Here is a 19,461-nt window from a genome sequence, read left to right on the forward strand (position 1 = left end):
GCGGCGACGAATGCACTCGGGAGACGTAATCGTGGTTCCCGTCGAGCAGAACGAGCGCCTCGTCCATCGAAGCCCCCTGCGCAGCGATCGCCGACACAGCGCGCGATGCGGCGAGTCCGAGCGCCCGCATGATGCCGACCTGGTCGACTTCTTCGGCGCTCGCCCAGCCGACGGCAGAGGCCTGCACCCACGCCGCTGCGCGTGCCGCGACATCGGGCCGACGCTTCTCCGTCACGAGCTTGGAATCACGCAGACCATCCGGCACGCGACGTCGCACGCCTGCCGCATCCATCATCGCGGCGCCGACGGCGACGGGACCGGCGAGTGCGCCTCGACCCACCTCATCCAGCGCGATGATCACGCCGCACTCCCCCAGGAGTTTGCGTTCCAGGGTCAGCTTCGGGGTGATCACGGTCATTCGGGGTCCGGAACTCCGTTGAAAGTGTCGTGGTGGCCGTCGATCGGTCCCATGCGATCCAGAGGCCAGGTCGTCAGGAAGGCCTTGCCGACGATGTTCTCCATCGGGACGAAGCCCCCGCTGGGGAGGTCCTGATGTGCGCGCGCGTCGCGCGATCGATCGCGATTGTCGCCCAGCAGCCAGACCGAGTCATCGGGAACGACCACGTCGAACGGCTCGTTCGAGGCGGCCGTGTCGCCCTCGGGGAGGTTCAGGTAGCTGAGTTCGTCGATCGGGGCGCCGTTGATCGTGATCTGGCCGAGTGCGTTGCAGCACACGACATGATCGCCGGGCAAACCGATCACGCGCTTCACGAGGTGGTCCTGCGAGTCCGTCGCGGAGATGCCGACGAAGTTGAGGACCCAGTCGACCGCCTGAACGAGCGGAGGCTGAGCGGGCGTCTGCGGCTGTGGATCGAGCCAGCCGCCCGGATCCTTGAAGACGACGACATCGCCACGTGCATAGTCGGTCCACCGAGGGGTCAGCTCGTCGACGAGAATCCGATCCTTCACAAGAAGGGTGCGCTCCATCGAGGCCGACGGAATGTAGAACGACCTCACGACGAAGCTCTTGACCACGAAGGACACGAGGGCGGCGATCACGATGATCACCAGCACGTCGCGGAGGAAGACCAGGAACCCGCGTCGTCTGGAAGTGCGCGCGGCCGGCGAATCAGTCATCAGGATCCTTCTCGAGTCATACACCGCTCTGGCGCGACGGTATCAAGGTTCGCACACCGGGGACAGAACACAGCACCCCAGGACATCGTGTCCTGGGGTGCTGTGGAGAACCTGCGACTCAGCGGTCGCGCTTCTCCTTGATCTTGGCCTTCTTGCCACGGAGCTGGCGGAGGTAGTAGAGCTTCGCGCGACGCACGTCACCGCGGGTGACGACCTCGATGTGGTCGATCACCGGGGAGTGCACCGGGAAGGTACGCTCGACGCCCACCTGGAAGCTGATCTTGCGGACCGTGAAGGTCTCGCGCACGCTGTCGCCCTGACGGCCGATGACGACACCCTGGAAGACCTGGATACGAGAGCGGCTGCCCTCGGTGATGTTGACGTGAACCTTGACGGTGTCACCGGGGAAGAAGTCCGGGATGTCCGAACGAAGGGAAGCCGCGTCGACGGCGTCGAGGATCTGCATGATCATCTCTCTCTGCACCCGCCACAGGTCGCATGCATGTATTCAAAGGAACAAGAAGGGAGTGAGCTGTACGGAACGGTGAACGTCCGCGGGCTCCCCTGTGGCAGAGCCGGTCACAGCACAAACACCCATTCTGCCATGGATGCCGCGACCGGCCAAAACGATGACCTCAGTCGCGACCGTCGGTCTCCCGCACCACGATGATCTCGTGTGCTCGTGTAGGAGGGGCCGGTTCGTCGACGGTCGGGATCGTGGACCAGGTGATGGTCTCGCGCAGTCGGGTCCCGCTCCCCTTCGCCTCGTTCCACAGCTGCCACAGCTGCAACCAGATCAGGGCGATGCCGGCGACGATCGCGCCGGTCAGCAACCATGGGAAAGCCCCGTCGATGAAGAAGCCGACGGCGATGGTGAGCCCGTTCCAGATCGTGAAACCGACGACGTCCCACCACGACACGGCCCGCTCGATGCGAACGGACGGGCGCGAGCGCGTCAGGAGCGTGAGCAGGAGCTGCCCGACGAAGACGGACGGCATCGCGATGAGCAGCACCCAGAGGATGGACCAGCCGCCCTGGAAGACCCCCCAGCCGATCAGCAGCCAGAGCGGCAGGAGGAACGCCGCCGGGAGAAGCCAGCGGAAGAAGGCCTGTCGCAACCACATGCTCAGATCGTACGACGATGCCCGCCCCTGTGGCCCGGTGTTCGCTGAGAGCGGTCGGGGAACCGGCCGCGCCGGATCAGGGAGAATGGAGACGACGAGAGGAAACCCGATGATCGAACTGCGCACCCCTGCCGAGATCGATGAGATGCGCGCCGCAGGACGTTTCGTGGCCGAGACGCTGGCCACCCTGCGCGACGAGACGAAGGTCGGGACGAATCTCCTCTCGATCGATCGCCGCGCACATGACATGATCCGCAAGGCCGGGGCAGAGTCCTGCTACATCGACTATCACCCCTCGTTCGGAGCGAGTCCGTTCGGCAAGGTGATCTGCACCTCGGTCAACGACGCCGTGCTGCACGGCCTCCCCCATGACTACACACTGCGCGACGGCGACCTCGTCACCCTCGACTTCGCAGTGTCGGTCGACGGTTGGGTCGCCGACTCGGCGGTGTCGTTCGTCGTCGGCGCGGCTCGTGAAGAAGACCTTCGACTCATCGATACCACCGAACGCGCCCTGACCGCCGCGATCGACTCCGCAACGGTCGGAAACCGCATCGGCGACATCTCCGCGGCCGTCGCCGCCATCGCACACGGCGAGGGCTACTCGATCAACACCGACTTCGGTGGGCACGGAGTCGGACGCACGATGCACGGGGACCCGCACGTGCCGAACGACGGCCGCGCCGGCCGGGGCTTTCCCCTGAGGGCCGGCCTGGTCCTCGCACTCGAGCCCTGGCTCCTCGCGACGACAGACGAGCTGGTGACCGACCCCGACGGATGGACCCTGCGCAGCGCTGACGGTTCACGCGGCGCCCACTCCGAGCACACCATCGCGATCACGGAAGACGGCCCCATCATCCTGACCGACCGATCGTTCCTCGGCGTGGACTGACCCGCGCCACGAGCCGAAACGCGAGGGCGTATGCCATCCTGAGTCCATGATTCCGCAGGATCGCCATGTGCCGGAGCGTCTTCTCCTCGCTCGGCATGGTCAGACCGTGTGGAACGTCGAACACCGCTTGCAGGGTCAGCTCGACTCGCCCCTCACCGACGAAGGCATCGCCCAAGCCCGCGCGATCGCCTCCCGCCTCGGTGACGCCGGCGTGCTCACCGTGTGCTCCAGCCCGCTCGGTAGAGCCATGCAGACCGCGGTCATCATCGCTGACCGGCTCGGGGCCGAGGTCATTGAGGTGCCGGAACTCGCCGATCTCGATCACGGTGCGCTGGCGGGTATGACTTGGGACGAGATCGACACGGCGTATCCGATGGCCAGAGAGGAGCGCGCCGCCAATCGCTACGGATGGGCATTCCCCGGCGGTGAGAGTTACGCGCAAGCCCGTTCCCGAGCGCGAAAGGCCCTCAGCAGCTGCGGATGGGCGTCCGAGGGGACACCGCTGCTCGTGAGCCACGAGATGATCGGACGGATGCTGCGTGCCGAGCTACGACGTCTCGATGCGTCGAACGCGCTCGGACTGAGACATCCGCATGGCGTGGTCTTCGAGATCGATGGCACCTCGGAGCGGATGCTCTGACAGGCGCATCCGAGCGGATTCGGCGTCGATCCCGGTCAGGACTGCGAGGTCTCGTCGTCCGGGAGGAGATCAGGGCGACGCAGCCTGGTGCGCTCGAACTGCTGCTCGCGGCGCCAGGTGGCGATCGCCCCGTGGTTGCCGCTCAGCAGGATGTCCGGCACCGACCGCTCGCGCCATGAGGCGGGCTTCGTGTACGAGGGGTACTCCAGGAGCCCGTCCTCGTGCGACTCCTCGACGAGGCTTTCCGGATTGCCGACGACGCCGGGGATGAGCCTCCCGATCGCCTCGATCATCGCCATCGTGGCGACCTCTCCCCCGTTCAGGACGTAGTCCCCGAGGCTGATGAGGCGCACCTCGCCGAGGTCGGCTGCGTACTCGAAGACGCGTTCGTCGATGCCCTCGTAACGTCCGCACCCGAAGACGAGGTGCTCATGGGCGGCCAGCGCCCGTGCGGTCTTCTGCGTGAAGACCTCACCGGCAGGTGACGGGAAGATGATGGTCGGTCGCTCGGCCCCCGCCGTATCGGACGGACCGGCGACGTCATCGAGAGCAAGACCCCATGGCTCCGGCTTCATGACCATGCCGGCGCCACCGCCGTACGGGGTGTCGTCGACCGTGTTGTGACGATCGGACGTCCAGTCGCGGAGGTCATGCACGCGAAGGTCGATGATGCCGGCGTGCTGCGCCTTCCCGAGGAGGGAGAGCGTCAGGCCGTCGAAGTAGGACGGAAAGATGGAGAGGACGTCGATGCGCACGGGGGAACCGTATCAGCGGTCACTCAGGGGCTTCGGCGTCCGAGCCCGACGGCTGCTCGGCATCCGCGGCGTCGGGGAGCTCCTCGAAGAGTCCCGGCGGCGGCGTCACGATCAGACGACCGGCCGAGACGTCGACGGTGGGGACGATGGCGGCCACGAAAGGGACCATGACCTCGTTCTCGCCGGACTTCACGATGAGCAGATCCTGCGCCGGGAAGTGCTCGACGCGGATGACCCGGCCGATGACCGCATCGTCGCGAACGACGTCGAGCCCCACGAGCTGGTGATCGAACCAGGCGTCGTCCTCGACCTCATCGACGTCCTGATCGATCCAGAGGATCGCCTTGACGAGGCTCTCGGCGGCTTCTCGGTCATCGACATCTTCGAAGAAGACGACCGGATTCCCGTTCATCAAGCGGTATTCGCGAACGGTGATGTCCTTGCCGTGCCACGGCGATGCCTCGGGCACCTGCACCGTGAAGCCGGCACCGGGGGTGAAACGACCCGCCGGGTTGTCGGTGTACAGCTCGAGCTTGAGGCCGCCTTTGAGACCGTGCGCCTTCACGAGACGCCCGACGCGCAGCTGATTCTTGCCCTGGTTGCGGTCCTTCGGCACCACGTCAGTCGTCCGCGACATCGACGCGGACCCGCCGCCCGTCAGCGAGCGCGCTGACGAGGGTGCGAAGGGCCTTGGCTGTGCGGCCGCCGCGCCCGATCACGCGTCCACGGTCATCGGGGTGCACGCGCACCTCGAGGAGGTCGCCTCGCGGCGATGTGGATTCATTGATGCGGACATCTTCCGGGTGATCGACGATCCCCTTGACGATGTGTTCGAGCGCGGCGGCGAGCACGGCGGATTACTCTGCGTCGGCGGCGGGGGCCTCAGCGGCCTCCGCGTCGGCCGCGGCGGGAGCCTCCTCAGCGGGGGCCTCCACCTTCTTCTCGGCCTTCGGCTTGACGACGGACTTCTTGGACGCATCGATCTCGAAGGGAGCCTTGGGCTCCTTCACCTTGAGCGTGGACTTCGCGTCGGCGTCGCCCTTGAACTTGCCCCAGTCGCCCGTGATCTTGAGGATGGCGGCGACCTGCTCGGTCGGCTGCGCGCCGACGGAGAGCCAGTACTGCGCACGCTCGGAGTCGACCTCGATGAACGAGGGCTCCTCGGTGGGGTGGTACTTGCCGATCTCCTCGATCACGCGACCATCGCGCTTGGTCTTCGAGTCGGCGACGACGATGCGGTAGTACGGCGCACGGATCTTGCCCAGGCGCTTGAGACGAATCTTGACAGCCACGATTCTCCTGAATTGTGTGGAAGGAAACGAACTGATCGCCTGGAGAGTGGGGTGCACACCCGGCGGAAGCTCAAATGAGTGTGGACACCTGCTGGATAGAGGGTCGAGCAGGTCGTCCGACCCTCTATTCTGCCAGATCCTCGCGCCCGGCGCGAAACGTGGCGCAACGGCCGTTGTCGTGTCGCGTCGCCCGCGTGTCAGACTGTGCGGGTGAAACTCGAGTTCGCCACTTCCGCCCGATCCACCGTCGGCCTCGAATGGGAGATCATGCTCGCGGATCCCGTGAGCGGTGACCTCGTCGGACGCGCCCCGGAACTGCTGGCGGCGCTCGAAGCCGAGAGCGAGGATGAGCGCCACACCGTCACCGGCGAGCTGCTCACGAACACGATCGAAGTCACGAGCGGGATCGGCGATTCCGTGGCGCATGCAGTCGACGACATCGCGAACGCCATCACGGCTGTGCGCACCGCGACGGACCCGGCCGGCATCGAGCTGCTGTCGGCGGGCAGTCACCCGTTCGCGCAGTGGTTCGATCAGGAGGTCACCGACAAGTCGCGGTATCACACCCTCATCGAGCGCACCCAGTGGTGGGGTCGCAACATGATGATCTGGGGGATCCACGTGCACATCGGGGTGGAAGACCAGCGCAAGGTCTTCCCCATCATCAACGCGCTCTCGGCATACCTCCCCCATCTGCAGGCCCTGTCGGCGTCGAGTCCGTTCTGGGCGGGCGAGCGCACCGGCTACGCCTCGAACCGCGCGCTGGTGTTCCAACAGCTTCCGACGGCCGGACTCCCCTGGCCGTTGCGCGATTGGTCCCAGTACGAGTCGTATCTCGACGACATGGTCCGCACCGGCGTGATGGCGGATGCCACGGAGGTGCGCTGGGACATCCGTCCCGCTCCACGCTGGGGGACCATCGAGGTGCGAGCGTGCGACGGCCTCTCGACGCTGCCGGAGCTTGCGTCGGTCGCGGCGCTCGTGCAGGTGCTCGTCGAGCACTTCTCCCGTGAGCTCGACGAGGGGCGGGCCCTTCCCGAACTCCCGGCGTGGTTCCACCGGGAGAACAAGTGGCGCGCGGCGCGATACGGGCTCGACGCACGGGTAATCGTCGATGCGGCCGGAACGCAGCGCCCGGTGCGAGAGCATCTCGCCGAAGTCCTCGATGAGCTGGCGCCCGTGGCTGTGGAACTCGGTTGCGTCCGCGAATTCGGCAACAACGCCGTCACCCTCGAGAACGGGGCCAGCTACGAACGTCAGCTCGTGATCGCGAACGCCACCGCCGGTGATCTCACCGCCGTCGTGCAGCACCTCATCCGCGAGTTCCGTTCCGGACCCGAGGCGTCGACAGAAGGCGCGTAGCCACGACCTCTGTCGGCGGTCGACTCAGTCCTCGACGAGGCGCCGGGCGAGTCCTTCATCCAGGACGACGTCGGTGATGAGCCCTGCGGAGAGGGCGGCCCGGAGGCTGACCAGCTTCGGGACGCCCGACACGACGCATATCCGACGAGGAACGCGGCGCAGGCGGTCGAGTCCCGGTCCGGTCGCCCGGGCGTTCACGCGGATATCCCGCCAGGATCCGTCGGATCGGAAGAACACCGTGGCGACGTCGCCGATCGCGTGGTCCTCGCGCAGGCTGCGGTAGTCGTCGCGTCCGAGATATCCGCCGACGTACACGCGACTCGGAACCTCGGCAGCCGGAGACCCCAGGCTGAAGACCGCGACGTCCATCTTCGCCTGCAGATCGAGCACTCGACGGGTGCTGCGCTCGCGCCACATCGCCTCACGGGTGGCGGGATCGTCGAAGAACGCGGGCACGGGGAACTGCTGCACCTGCGCACCGAAGGCGCTGCCGAACCGCTGCAGGATGTCGCTGGAGTACTCCACGCCGGTGGTCTGGGTGTTGCCGGCCCCGTTGAGCTGGACGAAGGTCGTGTTGTGCGTCTCCTTCTGCGTGAGGCCGCGGCTCACCGCACTGATCGTCGATCCCCAGGCCACACCGATGATCATATTGGAGTCGACGAACTGGGACAGCAGGCGGCCGGCCGTGAGCGCGACGCGCTCGAGACGTTCCACCTCGCTGAGGATCTCGGGCATGGGAACGACGTGTGCGGCCACCCGGTGCCGGTCGCGGATGCGCTGTTCGAGCATGCCGAGCCGCTCCAGCGGCGAGTTGATGCGGATGTCGACGAGGCCGCTCTCCCGCGCGAAGCTCAAGAGGCGTGAGACCGAGGAACGGGAGGTACCGAGCTCCTGCGCGATCACCTCCATCGTCTTGTCCTGCATGTAGTAGAGCTGCGCGGCCGTGAGCGCCGCGATCAGCTTGCTATCGCGGGTTTCCGCGCTCTGACCGGCCATCGTGACCTCCTCACCCTCGATCCTTGCACATATGTGCAGTGGGCTTGCGCGGGATGCCACACAGGTCGATGCTGGTTGGCAAGTAAGGAAGAGAGGGTCGACGATGATCGATTCCACACACTCGTCAGCGGAGCGCGCAGAGGTTCGCGCCGTCCGCGAATCCGGACGCACCAAGGTGCTCGTCATCGGTGGCGGGATCAACGGCATCTCCACGTTCCGCGACCTGGCGCTCCAAGGTGTCGATGTCGTGCTCGTCGAGCGCGGCGACTTCGCATCGGGCGCATCCGCAGCGTCGAGCCACATGATCCACGGCGGGATCCGCTATCTCGAGAACGGCGAATTCCGGCTCGTGCGCGAGTCCGTCGAGGAGCGCAACGGACTGCTCAAGATAGCCCCTCACTACGTGAAGCCGCTGCAGACGACCATCCCGATCTACTCCACCTTCTCCGGCATCCTGTCCGCTCCCCTGCGATTCCTGACGCACAAGAGCGGCAAGCCCCAGGAACGCGGCGCGTTCCTGATCAAGGTCGGCCTGACGATCTACGACACGTTCTCGCGTGACGGCGGAATGGTGCCCCGACACCGCTTCCTCGGTCGGAAGAAGTCGCTCGCCGAACTGCCGTCGCTCGACCCGAACATCAAGTACACGGCGACCTACTACGACGCGTCGATGCACGACCCCGAGCGTCTCGCGCTCGACGTGCTCCAGGACGGTCGCGCAGCACACCCCGAAGCACACGCGCTCAACTACGTCGAGGCGATCGCGCGCGAGGGCGATGAGGTGGTCCTCCGCGATCGCGAGAGCGGCACCGAATTCCGCGTTCACGCCGATGTCGTGGTCAACGCGTCCGGCCCCTGGACGGACCTCACGAACGACGCGCTCGGCGAGGACACCCGGTTCATGGGCGGAACCAAGGGCTCGCACATCGTGCTCGACCACCCCGAACTGCTGGAGGCGACGCAGGGCAGGGAGATCTTCTTCGAGCATTCCGACGGCCGCATCGTCCTCATCTACCCGCTCAAGGGGCGAGTGCTCGTCGGCACCACCGACATCGACGCCGACCCGCGCGAGGTCCCGGTGTGCACCGAGGAAGAGGTCGACTACTTCTTCGAACTGATCCACCACGTCTTCCCGACGATTCCGGTCTCCCGCGATCAGATCGTCTACAAGTTCTCCGGTATCCGTCCGCTGCCGCGTCACGAGGACACCGCCCCCGGGTTCGTGTCACGCGACTACCGCATCGAAGTCGATGAGAAGGGTGCCGTCCCGCTCGTCAGCCTCGTCGGCGGCAAGTGGACCACGTTCCGCGCGCTCGGCGAGTCGCTCTCCGACACCGTGCTGAGCCTGATCGACCGCACCAGGACAGTCTCCACCGCCGGACGCGCGATCGGCGGCGGCCGCGAGTTCCCGCGCACTGAGAAGGCACGCCGGATCTGGATCCAGGAGAACCTCCCCGGCGCCGGGGCACGTGCCGACCAGCTGCTTGCACGATACGGAACACGCGCAGCCGATGTGTGGGCCTATGTCGAGCAGGGACCGGATTCTCCCCTCGCGGGCGGCGACCTCTCCACGCGCGAGCTCGAGTGGATGGTGCAGAACGAGATGGTGGCGCGCCTCGAGGACATCGTGCTCCGCCGCACCAGCATCGCCTTCACCGGGAACGCGAACGCCGAGGTGCTCGATGAGATCGCCGACGCGCTCGCTCCGATGCTCGGCTGGGACCGCGCGCGCCACGACGCCGAACTCGACCAGACCCGCCAATTGCTGAACGAACGACACGGACTCGATATCCGCTCCCGCACCCGCGGCTGACAGGACTTCGGACTGCCGCCCTCCTCGCGGTGCAACCCCATAAAGTGTCAGGGCAGAGGGGCCTCGACACACAAGAAAGGTCAAAGAAGACATGGCTGATGTGAATCTCGGTCTCTACTTCCTCTCGGAGTTGGTCGGTACAGCGATGCTGGTCCTCCTCGGTTGTGGTGTGGTCGCCAACGTGGCCCTTGCGAAGAACAAGGGCTTCGGCGGCGGCTTCCTGATGGTCAACTGGGGATGGGGCCTCGCGGTCTTCGCCGGTGTGCTCGTCTCCGCGTACTCCGGTGCGATCCTCAACCCCGCAGTCGGCATCGGCCTCATGGTCGCCGGCAAGATCAGCGTCGTGATGTTCCTCACCGCCACGGCGGCGGAACTCGTCGGCGCCATCCTCGGTGCGATCGTCGTCTGGCTCGCCTACAAGCAGCACTTCGATGAGGAGCCGGAGGCCGCCAACAAGCTCGGCGTCTTCTCCACCGGCCCCGCCATCCGTTCCTACGGCTGGAACCTCGTGACGGAGATCATCGGCACCTTCGTGCTCGTGTTCGGCATCTTCGCGTTCGCCGACTACGGCGACATCGAGGTCGGCGTGCCCGGAGGCCTCGGGCCGCTCACGGCGCTGCCGGTGGCGCTGCTCGTGGTCGGAATCGGCGCGTCGCTCGGTGGTCCGACCGGCTACGCGATCAACCCCGCCCGTGACCTCGGTCCGCGCATCGCCCACGCGATCCTGCCGATCAAGGGCAAGGGTGCCAGCGACTGGTCCTACTCGTGGGTACCCGTCGTCGGGCCCCTCATCGGTGGTGTGATCGCCGCCCTCGCCGCACCCGTGCTGCTCGGCCTCGCCGGCTGACGCACATCCCATCGCACTGAATTCAAAGGAGAGCACAAGTGGCTGACTACATCATCGCCATCGACCAGGGAACGACGTCGAGCCGCGCGATCATCTTCGACAAGAAGGGCAGCATCGTCGCGACCGGCCAGAAGGAGCACGAACAGATCCTCCCGAAGGCCGGTTGGGTCGAGCACGACGCCGCCGAGATCTGGCGCAACGTGCAGGAGGTCATCGGGCTGGCCCTCGGCCGCGCCGACCTGACGCGTCACGACATCGCGGCAGTCGGCATCACGAACCAGCGCGAGACCGCCGTCGTGTGGGACAAGAAGACCGGGAAGCCGGCCTACAACGCGATCGTCTGGCAGGACACCCGCACGCAGGACATCGTCGACCGCCTGGCGGCTGACGGCGGCGTCGAGCGGTTCAAGCCGGTTGTCGGCCTCCCGTTGGCGACGTACTTCTCCGGCACCAAGATCGCCTGGATCCTCGAGAACGTCGAGGGTGCGCGCGAGAAGGCGGAGGCGGGCGACCTGATCTTCGGCACCACCGACAGCTGGGTCCTCTGGAACCTCACCGGTGGAGCCGATGGCGGCGTGCACGTCACGGATGTCACGAATGCCTCCCGCACGATGTTCATGGACCTCGAGACGCTCGAGTGGCGCGACGACATCCTCGAGGCGTTCGGCGTGCCGCGCTCGATGATGCCGGAGATCCGCTCCTCGTCCGAGGTATACGGCACCGCCGAGAGCTCGTCGCTGCTGCGCGAGACGCCGATCGCCGGCATCCTGGGCGACCAGCAGGCGGCGACGTTCGGGCAGGCCGCGTTCCAGACCGGCGAGAGCAAGAACACCTACGGAACGGGTTGCTTCCTGATCTTCAACACGGGCGAGGAGATCGTCCACTCGAAGAACGGGCTGCTCACCACTGTGGGGTACAAGCTCGGCGACGGCCCGACGCACTACGCACTGGAGGGCTCCATCGCCGTCACCGGGTCCCTCATCCAGTGGCTGCGTGACCAGCTCGGCATCATCTCCTCGGCCCCCGAGGTCGAGAAGCTGGCCGAGCAGGTCGAGGACAACGGCGGCGTGTACATCGTCCCGGCGTTCTCGGGTCTGTTCGCGCCGTACTGGCGCTCGGACGCCCGTGGCGCGATCGTGGGCCTCACCCGCTACGCCAACAAGAACCACATCGCGCGCGCTGCGCTGGAGGCCGTGGCCTTCCAGACTCGCGACGTGCTCGATGCGGTCAACGCCGACGCCGGAGTGGACCTGACCGAGCTCAAGGTCGATGGCGGCATGGTCGCCAACGATGCGCTCATGCAGTTCCAGGCCGACGTGCTCGGCGTGCCGGTGGTGCGCCCGGTCGTCGCAGAGACGACGGCACTCGGCGCAGCGTACGCAGCCGGCCTCGCTGTCGGATTCTGGAACGGCTTGGATGACCTGTCCGCGAACTGGCAGGAAGACAAGCGCTGGCAGCCCTCCATGGAGGACGCGGAGCGCGACCGTCAGCTGCGCCTGTGGCGTAAGGCCGTCACCAAGTCGATGGACTGGGTCGACGACGACGTGAAGTGACCTGACGTCACAGGAAAGCGGGTCCGGAGTGCTCCTCCGGGCCCGCTTTCGCGTTCCCGGGAACGACGTCGTCAATGACGGCGAGGAAGGCCTTCGCCACATTCCGCGGTGCCGCGAGGTCCCACGCCAGGTGCTCCACGCGTACGGGACCGTCGCGGACCTCGGCGGTCGCGACATCTGCCGCAGATCGTTCGATCGTCCCCGGTGCGAGCAGAGTCACCGCCAGCCCGGCGGCGACCAGACCGAGGAGGAGGGTGGCGGAGTCCGCCTCGAAGGCGACATCCCGCGACAGTTCCGCGGATGCGAAGGCCGCATCGCTCTGCGCGCGCCCCGAGGTGCCCGCCGGGAAGTCGGCGAACGTCGCACCGGCGAGGTCGTGCAATGTCACCACACCGGTCTCGGACAGCTCGTGCCCACGAGGGAGCGCCGCCATCAGCCGGTCCCGCGACAGGACGCGCGAAGCCACACCCAGCGGCTGAGTCCCTTCGCGGAGACCGAGAAGGGCGACATCGAGGTCGCCGCGACGCAGGCGCGTCATCAGCACGTCGCTGTTCCCCACCTGCAGCTCGACTCGCGCGAGCGGATGCGCGGCCCGGTACGCGACCAGCACCTCCGGGATGTCGACGGCGGTCACCGTCGGGATGACGCCGATCCGGAGCGTGCCGGTCACCACGCCCACCGCTGCGGCTACGCTCTCCCGCGCTTGCTCTGCCGCCCGGAGCGCCGTCCGCGCGTGCTCCAGGAACGCCTCCCCCGCCTCGCTCAAACGAACGCTGCGACTCGATCTCACGAACAGTCGCTGACCGAGCTCACGCTCGAGAGCGGCGATCTGATGACTCAACGCGGACTGCGTGACGAAGCACCGTTCGGCCGCACGAGTGAAGCTGGAGGCCGCGGCCACCTCGACAACATACCGGAGCTGTTGGAGTTCCATCCGTCGATGATTTCACCTCATGGGTGGCGTGACAAGCATGCGTTGGACTCATATGATCGCGGGGGGCACGCTGGAGATATGAACCGCCTGACGCTTGTGCTGTTGACCGCACTCGCCCCCATCGCCTGGGGAACGACGTACCTCGTCACCACCGAGCTGCTTCCGCCGGGCCATCCACTCTTCGCCGGCCTGCTTCGCGCCCTCCCGGCCGGGCTGCTAGCCGTGCTCATCAGCCGACGACTGCCCCACGGGTCGTGGTGGTGGAAGTCCTTCGTGCTCGGCGCGCTCAACATCGGCGCCTTCTTCCCCCTCCTGTTCCTGGCGGCCGAGCGGCTTCCCGGCGGAGTCGCCGCTGCTGTTGCGGGAGCTCAACCGCTCATCGTGCTGATACTCGGCGCCCTCGTCCTGCAGGAGAGGATCAGACCCCTCACCGCAGCGGCGGCGGTCATCGGAGCCGGCGGCGTGGCGCTCGTCGTCCTGGGGCCGGCCGCGGAACTCGACTTCTGGGGTGTGCTGGCTGCGGTCGGAGGCGTCACCGCCACCGGAGCGGGGATGATCCTCACCAAACGCTGGGGACGGCCTGACCGAGTCGGTCCCGTCGCATACGCCGGATGGCAGCTTTCGGCTGGTGGATTGCTGCTGCTCCCGCTCACACTCGCGGTCGAGGGCGTGCCCGCCGCGATCGACGGTGGAGCCGCGCTCGGCTATCTCTGGCTCGGCACCGCCGGCGGGATCGTCGCGTACACGCTGTGGTTCCGAGGCATCCAGCAGCTCCCAGTGATCGCGCCGGGCCTACTCGCACTACTCTCCCCCATCGTCGCGACGATCCTGGGTGTGCTGGTCGCGGGTGAGCGCTTCACGGTTGTCCAGGCGTTCGGCCTGACCCTCACGATCGGCGCGCTCATCCTCGGACAGATCGTCGCCCGGCCGCCGGCCGCAGACGCCAGGCGATCGCGGCAGACGTCATCCGCCGCCCTGGCCGCTCCGCGCTGAGCGCGGTTCAGCCCTTGCCGAACAGCTTCTGGATCTCGGCGAGGTCGGCCTCACTCGGCGCTTGGCCTGCAGCACCACCGAGGCCGAAGCCCGAACCGGTCGGCGTCGAGGTCGCGGTGATTCCGGCGTTCTCCGCCGCGCGCTTCGCCGGGTTGCCCGAACGCGAGCCACCGGAGGACTTCGTCTTCTTGCCGCGCTTCGAGGATGCGCCAGGCCGCCCCATTCCGGGGACCGCACCCATACCGGGAATGTTCGGCGTGCCGCCGCGGGCCACGGTCTTCATCATCTTCGCGGCCTGCTCGAAGCGCTGCACCAGCTGATTCACGTCCGTGACGGTCATGCCGGAACCACGCGCGATGCGCAGACGACGCGAGCCGTTGAGCACCTTGGGGTTGCGACGCTCCCCCGGGGTCATCGAGCGGATGATGGCCTCGGTGCGGTCGATCTCACGCTCGTCGAAGTCTTCGAGCTGCTGCTTCATCTGACCCATGCCCGGGAGCATCCCGAGCATCTTCTTCATCGAACCCATCTTCTTCATCTGCTGAAGCTGGTCGAGGAAGTCCTCGAGGGTGAAGGCCTCGGTCGCGAGCTTCTCGGCCATCTTCATGGCCTCTTCCTCATCGAAGGCCTGCTGGGCCTGCTCGATGAGGGTCAGGATGTCGCCGAGGTCGAGGATGCGGCTCGCCATGCGGTCGGGGTGGAACGGCTCGAGGTCTTCGAGACGCTCTCCTGTGGAGGCGAAGATGATCGGACGACCGGTGACCGAGGCCACCGACAGCGCCGCCCCACCGCGGGCATCGCCGTCGAGCTTGGACAGGACGACGCCGGTGAAGTCGACACCCTCCTGGAACGCCTTCGCCGTGTTGACGGCATCCTGACCGATCATCGCGTCGATGACGAACAGGACCTCATCGGGGTCGACGGCCTTGCGGATGTCGGCGGCCTGCTTCATGAGCTCGGCATCGACGCCGAGACGACCCGCGGTGTCGATGATCACGACGTCGTGCTGCTGACGACGCGCGTACTCGACGCCCTCGCGCGATACCTTCACGGGATCGCCGACACCGTTGCCGGGCTCGGGCGCGTAGACCGCAGCACCTGCCTGCTCGGCCACCACCTGCAGCTGGTTGACGGCGTTCGGGCGCTGGAGGTCGGCGGCCACCAGGAGAGGCGTGTGGCCCTCCCCCTCGAGCTGCTTCGCGAGCTTGCCCGCGAAGGTCGTCTTACCGGAACCCTGCAGGCCCGCGAGCATGATGACGGTCGGTGCGGTCTTCGCGAACTGCAGGCGCCGCTGCTCGCCGCCGAGGATCTGCACGAGTTCCTCGTTGACGATCTGGACGACCTGCTGCGCGGGGTTCAGCGCCTTGTTGACCTCGTCACCGAGGGCGCGTTCGCGCACCTTCGCGGTGAACTCCTTGACGACGACGAGTGCGACGTCGGCGTCGAGCAGTGCGCGGCGGATCTCGCGCACGGTGCCGTCGACGTCGGCAGCAGTGAGCTTTCCCTTCGTGCGCAGATTGCGGAAGGTCTCGGTGAGTCGATCGGAGAGCGTGCCAAAGGTAGCCATGGTGCTGTCGATTCTACGCGAGTGGAGCCTCCACGCTCAGCGCGGCGCGGAGCTCGACCTTCGCCCTCTGGTAGCGCCCCCGCACCGTCGACGCGGGAACCCCCAGCAGTTCGGCCGCGTCGGTCAGGGAGAAACCGTCCCAGTGCACCAGGCGGACGAGTTCGGCGAGGTCCGGGTCGAGACGCGAGATCGCATCGCGTACCTCTGCGCCCGCGTCCGCAGGGGCCGTCGAAAGCTCCTGCGAGACGTGAGAACGAATGCGGTCCGCCAGCGCCCATCGCCGACGCTCCCCGCGCGAATGATTGAGCAGCGTTCCGCGTGCAACGCCGAACAACCACATCCGTGCACGCTCGGGATCGTCGGGCAGTCGACGAACACGGCGCCACGCGACGACCATGGTCTCGCTCAGGAGATCTGCAGCGTCGTCGGGGCCGACTCGACGCGAGAGGTACGCGAATAGATCCGACGCGCTCGCCTCAAAGGCCGCGAGGAGCAACGCATCCTCCGGGTGACGGGTCACGGTGTACCCCCCTCGCCGTCCCAGTCCTCCCCTTCGCAGTGGAGCTGGCTGTGCGAATCCGCGCCTGCCAGGTCACCGCGACCGGTGTCTATCCCGTTGGCCTTCAGCTCCTCGTACAGCGCCATGGAGAGGGCCTGATCGTGCGCTCGCCACGCGTTCAAGTCAGGCTGCCGCGGATCCGTGGCTGTCTCCTCCGACGCAGCCAGGTCAGCCTCGACGGCGGCGAGCTGCTCCGCCACATACGGTTCCGCGGCCGCTTCGACATCCGTGTTCGCGAACCAGTCGTCGATGATCCGGTTGACCTGGAGCTGGGTGACCGGGTTGTGGGTATCCCAACCGCTGTAGCGGATCTCGCATTCTCCCCAGGTGGGCGACGTGTACGTGTAGCTTCGGTCGGGATCCTCCAGCCCTGACCCCCAGAGCCAGTCTGACGACGCGGTCGCGATGCCCGCACCGCCGACGAGCAGGAGGCCCAGCGCTCCACTCAGCACCGCTGCTCGGCGGCCCCTCCGCCGCGGCCTCGCGACGGTTCTCGCTTCGGCGAGCATCGCACGCGTGTCGACGGACCGGATCGTCGCGGGCGGCGGTGCCGACGCATCCAGCAGCTCGTCCAACTGGTCTCGAATCATGAGTTCCTCCTCGGGGGTGGGTTCACTCATGACCTGTCCGGCTCACGACGTTTCGTCCGCGCGAGTCACTCTCGCCAGGGAAGGTCGTTGATCAGGCCGAGCGCCTCGCGCAGCACGACCTCCGGCGTTCCGCGCCCCGCGCCCTGCTCCGCCCAGACGCGCAGCGCCGACAGCACGGCTGCGGCGTAGGCGGCTCCGAGGATGTCGGCGCGGATGACGTCGATTCCCGCGGTCCGCGCCGCGGCGGCAACGGCATCGGAAAGCCGCGCCAGACGGAGCCCGGTGTCCCTGACGAGCTCATCCTGCAAACCCATCGCCGCCGCATTGCGGAGCGCGAGGGCGAGCGGATCCGGCTCGAAACCGTGCACGACCAGCAGCAGGATCCGGCGCACCGCATCGCCGGATGCCCCGCGCCCCAGCGCACCGAGCGACCGGATCGCTTCGCCGATGCGCTCGTCCACGCCTGACCAGAGCACGTCGCTCTTCGACGTGAAGTAGTTGAAGAAGCTCGACCTGCTCACTCCGGCCCGCTGGGTGATGTCCGCCACCGACGTCGCGTCGTACCCGCGCTCCAGGAAGAGCTCGCACGCCGCCTCCGCGAGAGTCTCTCGCGAAGACGCCTTCGGGCGTCCTGCTCTGCCGGTGGAACTCATGCCCTCACGCTACCGTGACGCGGCCCGAAGGCACCGGACAACCGTCGGAGGAGTATTGTTGCCCTCGGTCCAATTAATCAGAGAAGGAGAGCGTGATGCTCGACATCCTCACTCCGGGGTTCGCTCCGACGCCCATGCCGTACGTCGCCGGGTGGGATCTGCAGAGACGCGTTCATGCCGGCGTGGTCGCCGACATCCGTCCGGACACGCTGATCCTCCTCGAACACGAGGCCGTCTACACGGCGGGAAAACGCACCGAAGCGCACGAGCGTCCGCAGGACGGCACACCGGTGATCGATGTGGACCGCGGGGGCAAGATCACCTGGCACGGCCCGGGGCAGCTGGTGGGGTATCCGATCGTGCGGCTGATCGAGCCCATCGACGTCGTCGCGCATGTGCGTCGCCTGGAGCGCCTCCTCATCGACATCCTCAAGCCGTTCGGGATCGAGGGCTATCAGGTCGACGGTCGGAGCGGAGTGTGGGTGCGGCGCCCGCTTTCCGAGGACAAGGTCGCAGCGATCGGTGTACGGGTACAGCAAGGGGTGACGATGCACGGCTTCGCGATCAACTGCGACAACACGCTCGCCGGATTCCAGGGCATCGTCCCGTGCGGCATCACCGACGCCGGCGTCACGACGGTGAGCGAGGTCGTCGGCGCCGCCGTGTCCCCCCTCGATCTCGTCGATGCGGTGACGGAGGCATTCGTCACCGAATACGGTCGCACCGAGCTGACAGGAGCCCGCGCATGACCGCCGCCCCCGAGGGCCGCAAGCTCCTGCGACTCGAGATCCGGAACGCGGAGACGCCGATCGAACGGAAACCGGAGTGGATCAAGACCAAGGCGAAGATGGGCCCGGAGTACACGGCACTCCACTCCCTCGTCAAGAGTGAGGATCTGCACACGGTGTGCCAGGAGGCCGGCTGCCCGAACATCTACGAGTGCTGGGAGGATCGCGAGGCGACATTCCTCATCGGCGGCTCTCAATGCACCCGTCGATGCGACTTCTGCCAGATCGACACGGGGAAGCCCGATGCCTACGACACCGACGAGCCTCGCCGCGTCGCCGAGAGCGTGGCACGGATGAACCTGCGCTACGCCACGGTGACGAGCGTCGCCCGCGACGATCTGCCGGACACCGGAGCGTGGCTCAACGCGGAGACCGTGCGGAAGATCCACGAACTCAACCCGAACACCGGGGTCGAGCTGCTCGCGAACGAACACAACGCCGACCCCGCTTTCCTGGGACAGATCTTCGACGCCCGCCCGGAGGTGTTCGCCCACAACGTGGAGACGGTGCCCCGCATCTTCAAGCGCATCCGTCCCGCGTTCCGCTATGAGCGCTCGCTGAACGTCCTCACCCAGGCACGCGATGCGGGACTGATCACGAAGTCGAACCTGATCCTCGGCATGGGCGAGGAGCCGGAAGAGGTCGTGCAAGCCCTGAACGATCTGCACGAAGCCGGCTGCGACATCATCACGATCACGCAGTACCTCCGACCCACGCCCCGCCACCTGCCGGTCGCGCGATGGGTGAAGCCGGCGGAATTCGTCGAGTTCAAGGAAGAGGCGGAGCGAATCGGCTTCCTCGGCGTGCTGGCAGGTCCGCTGGTGCGGTCGTCGTACCGTGCGGGGCGCCTGTGGGCACAGTCGATGGTGTCCAAGGGGCGCGAGATCCCCGACCACCTGTCGCACATCGCAGAGAGCGCCGACCTCGGGTTCGCCCAGGCCGTCTGATCGACCGTCGTCCCCGGGG

General features: G+C 67.0%; 23 protein-coding genes. 9 read left to right on the top strand and 14 right to left on the bottom strand.

Annotated elements, in window-relative coordinates; translation table 11 throughout:
- The 4 genes from ACNPM4_RS13680 to ACNPM4_RS13695 all read right to left on the bottom strand — a co-directional run.
- The coding region (locus ACNPM4_RS13680) for a ribonuclease HII (RefSeq protein ID WP_448986023.1) at positions 1 to 418 on the bottom strand (418 nt) is incomplete at its 3' end.
- Positions 415 to 1,137, bottom strand: a complete 723-nt coding sequence (lepB, locus tag ACNPM4_RS13685; RefSeq protein ID WP_029263505.1) for a signal peptidase I — start codon at positions 1,135 to 1,137, stop codon at positions 415 to 417. The genes lepB and ACNPM4_RS13680, both read right to left, overlap by 4 nt.
- A 118-nt stretch (positions 1,138 to 1,255) precedes the next feature.
- A complete protein-coding gene (rplS, locus tag ACNPM4_RS13690) occupies positions 1,256 to 1,603 on the bottom strand; it encodes a 50S ribosomal protein L19 (RefSeq protein ID WP_017830722.1) in 348 nt (115 codons plus the stop codon).
- 169 nt (positions 1,604 to 1,772) lie between these two features.
- Positions 1,773 to 2,261 (bottom strand): hypothetical protein, encoded by a 489-nt coding sequence (locus tag ACNPM4_RS13695; protein ID WP_029263506.1) that lies wholly within the window; start codon positions 2,259 to 2,261, stop codon positions 1,773 to 1,775.
- Positions 2,262 to 2,370: 109 nt separating this feature from the next.
- On the opposite strand from ACNPM4_RS13695, the gene map reads away from it, so the two are divergent.
- Together map and ACNPM4_RS13705 are read left to right on the top strand one after the other, a co-directional pair.
- A complete protein-coding gene (gene map / locus ACNPM4_RS13700) occupies positions 2,371 to 3,153 on the top strand; it encodes a type I methionyl aminopeptidase (protein WP_029263507.1) in 783 nt (260 codons plus the stop codon).
- Positions 3,154 to 3,199: 46 nt separating this feature from the next.
- Positions 3,200 to 3,793, top strand: a complete 594-nt coding sequence (locus ACNPM4_RS13705) for a histidine phosphatase family protein (protein WP_448986024.1) — start codon at positions 3,200 to 3,202, stop codon at positions 3,791 to 3,793.
- A gap of 35 nt (positions 3,794 to 3,828) precedes the next feature.
- Here the strand turns inward: ACNPM4_RS13705 and trmD are convergent, their stop codons facing one another.
- From trmD to rpsP, 4 genes are read right to left on the bottom strand one after another with little or no spacing between them, the layout of a single operon-like run.
- On the bottom strand, positions 3,829 to 4,548 hold the full coding sequence (gene trmD, locus ACNPM4_RS13710) for a tRNA (guanosine(37)-N1)-methyltransferase TrmD (RefSeq protein WP_448986025.1): 720 nt from the start codon (positions 4,546 to 4,548) through the stop codon (positions 3,829 to 3,831).
- A gap of 19 nt (positions 4,549 to 4,567) precedes the next feature.
- Positions 4,568 to 5,185 carry a ribosome maturation factor RimM gene (rimM, locus tag ACNPM4_RS13715; protein WP_417506346.1) on the bottom strand — a complete coding sequence of 206 codons (618 nt, stop codon included), beginning with the start codon at positions 5,183 to 5,185 and terminating at the stop codon, positions 4,568 to 4,570.
- A complete protein-coding gene (locus tag ACNPM4_RS13720; protein ID WP_017830729.1) occupies positions 5,169 to 5,399 on the bottom strand; it encodes an RNA-binding protein in 231 nt (76 codons plus the stop codon). Before ACNPM4_RS13720 ends, rimM begins: the two co-directional genes overlap by 17 nt.
- Before the next feature lie 6 nt (positions 5,400 to 5,405).
- Positions 5,406 to 5,840: a 30S ribosomal protein S16 gene (gene rpsP / locus ACNPM4_RS13725; RefSeq protein WP_029263511.1), complete on the bottom strand. Its 435-nt coding sequence runs from the start codon at positions 5,838 to 5,840 to the stop codon at positions 5,406 to 5,408.
- Positions 5,841 to 6,050: 210 nt separating this feature from the next.
- On the opposite strand from rpsP, the gene ACNPM4_RS13730 reads away from it, so the two are divergent.
- Complete coding sequence (locus tag ACNPM4_RS13730; protein ID WP_448986026.1) at positions 6,051 to 7,202, top strand: glutamate--cysteine ligase; 1,152 nt, start codon at positions 6,051 to 6,053, stop codon at positions 7,200 to 7,202.
- Between the two features lie 24 nt (positions 7,203 to 7,226).
- On the opposite strand, the gene ACNPM4_RS13735 is transcribed toward ACNPM4_RS13730, so the two are convergent.
- On the bottom strand, positions 7,227 to 8,198 hold the full coding sequence (locus tag ACNPM4_RS13735) for a sugar-binding transcriptional regulator (protein ID WP_029263513.1): 972 nt from the start codon (positions 8,196 to 8,198) through the stop codon (positions 7,227 to 7,229).
- A gap of 103 nt (positions 8,199 to 8,301) precedes the next feature.
- Here ACNPM4_RS13735 and ACNPM4_RS13740 point away from each other — a divergent pair, with 103 nt between their 5' ends.
- The 3 genes from ACNPM4_RS13740 (at position 8,302) to glpK (ending at position 12,411) form a co-directional block, all read left to right on the top strand.
- Positions 8,302 to 10,011, top strand: coding sequence for a glycerol-3-phosphate dehydrogenase/oxidase (locus ACNPM4_RS13740; RefSeq protein WP_448986027.1), 1,710 nt, complete (start codon positions 8,302 to 8,304; stop codon positions 10,009 to 10,011).
- Between the two features lie 91 nt (positions 10,012 to 10,102).
- Positions 10,103 to 10,858: an MIP/aquaporin family protein gene (locus ACNPM4_RS13745; protein ID WP_091036087.1), complete on the top strand. Its 756-nt coding sequence runs from the start codon at positions 10,103 to 10,105 to the stop codon at positions 10,856 to 10,858.
- A 38-nt stretch (positions 10,859 to 10,896) separates the two neighbouring features.
- Complete coding sequence (gene glpK / locus ACNPM4_RS13750; RefSeq protein WP_448986028.1) at positions 10,897 to 12,411, top strand: glycerol kinase GlpK; 1,515 nt, start codon at positions 10,897 to 10,899, stop codon at positions 12,409 to 12,411.
- 7 nt (positions 12,412 to 12,418) lie between these two features.
- On the opposite strand, the gene ACNPM4_RS13755 is transcribed toward glpK, so the two are convergent.
- A complete protein-coding gene (locus tag ACNPM4_RS13755; RefSeq protein ID WP_262000868.1) occupies positions 12,419 to 13,345 on the bottom strand; it encodes a LysR family transcriptional regulator in 927 nt (308 codons plus the stop codon).
- A gap of 78 nt (positions 13,346 to 13,423) precedes the next feature.
- On the opposite strand from ACNPM4_RS13755, the gene ACNPM4_RS13760 reads away from it, so the two are divergent.
- A complete protein-coding gene (locus ACNPM4_RS13760) occupies positions 13,424 to 14,338 on the top strand; it encodes an EamA family transporter (RefSeq protein ID WP_448986029.1) in 915 nt (304 codons plus the stop codon).
- A gap of 7 nt (positions 14,339 to 14,345) precedes the next feature.
- On the opposite strand, the gene ffh is transcribed toward ACNPM4_RS13760, so the two are convergent.
- From ffh to ACNPM4_RS13780, 4 genes are read right to left on the bottom strand one after another with little or no spacing between them, the layout of a single operon-like run.
- Positions 14,346 to 15,905, bottom strand: a complete 1,560-nt coding sequence (gene ffh, locus ACNPM4_RS13765; protein ID WP_372466906.1) for a signal recognition particle protein — start codon at positions 15,903 to 15,905, stop codon at positions 14,346 to 14,348.
- Between the two features lie 13 nt (positions 15,906 to 15,918).
- Positions 15,919 to 16,425, bottom strand: coding sequence for an RNA polymerase sigma factor (locus ACNPM4_RS13770; RefSeq protein WP_400858800.1), 507 nt, complete (start codon positions 16,423 to 16,425; stop codon positions 15,919 to 15,921).
- Positions 16,422 to 17,084: a hypothetical protein gene (locus tag ACNPM4_RS13775; protein ID WP_448986030.1), complete on the bottom strand. Its 663-nt coding sequence runs from the start codon at positions 17,082 to 17,084 to the stop codon at positions 16,422 to 16,424. Before ACNPM4_RS13775 ends, ACNPM4_RS13770 begins: the two co-directional genes overlap by 4 nt.
- A 35-nt stretch (positions 17,085 to 17,119) precedes the next feature.
- Positions 17,120 to 17,707, bottom strand: a complete 588-nt coding sequence (locus ACNPM4_RS13780; RefSeq protein WP_448986031.1) for a TetR/AcrR family transcriptional regulator — start codon at positions 17,705 to 17,707, stop codon at positions 17,120 to 17,122.
- A 95-nt stretch (positions 17,708 to 17,802) separates the two neighbouring features.
- Between ACNPM4_RS13780 and lipB the strand changes: the two genes are divergently transcribed.
- Complete coding sequence (gene lipB / locus ACNPM4_RS13785; RefSeq protein ID WP_448986032.1) at positions 17,803 to 18,456, top strand: lipoyl(octanoyl) transferase LipB; 654 nt, start codon at positions 17,803 to 17,805, stop codon at positions 18,454 to 18,456.
- A complete protein-coding gene (gene lipA, locus ACNPM4_RS13790; RefSeq protein WP_400858794.1) occupies positions 18,453 to 19,442 on the top strand; it encodes a lipoyl synthase in 990 nt (329 codons plus the stop codon). The genes lipB and lipA overlap by 4 nt, the downstream gene beginning before the upstream one ends.
- Positions 19,443 to 19,461: the final 19 nt, after the last annotated feature.

The sequence above is a fragment of the Microbacterium umsixpiens genome (genome assembly GCF_053543675.1).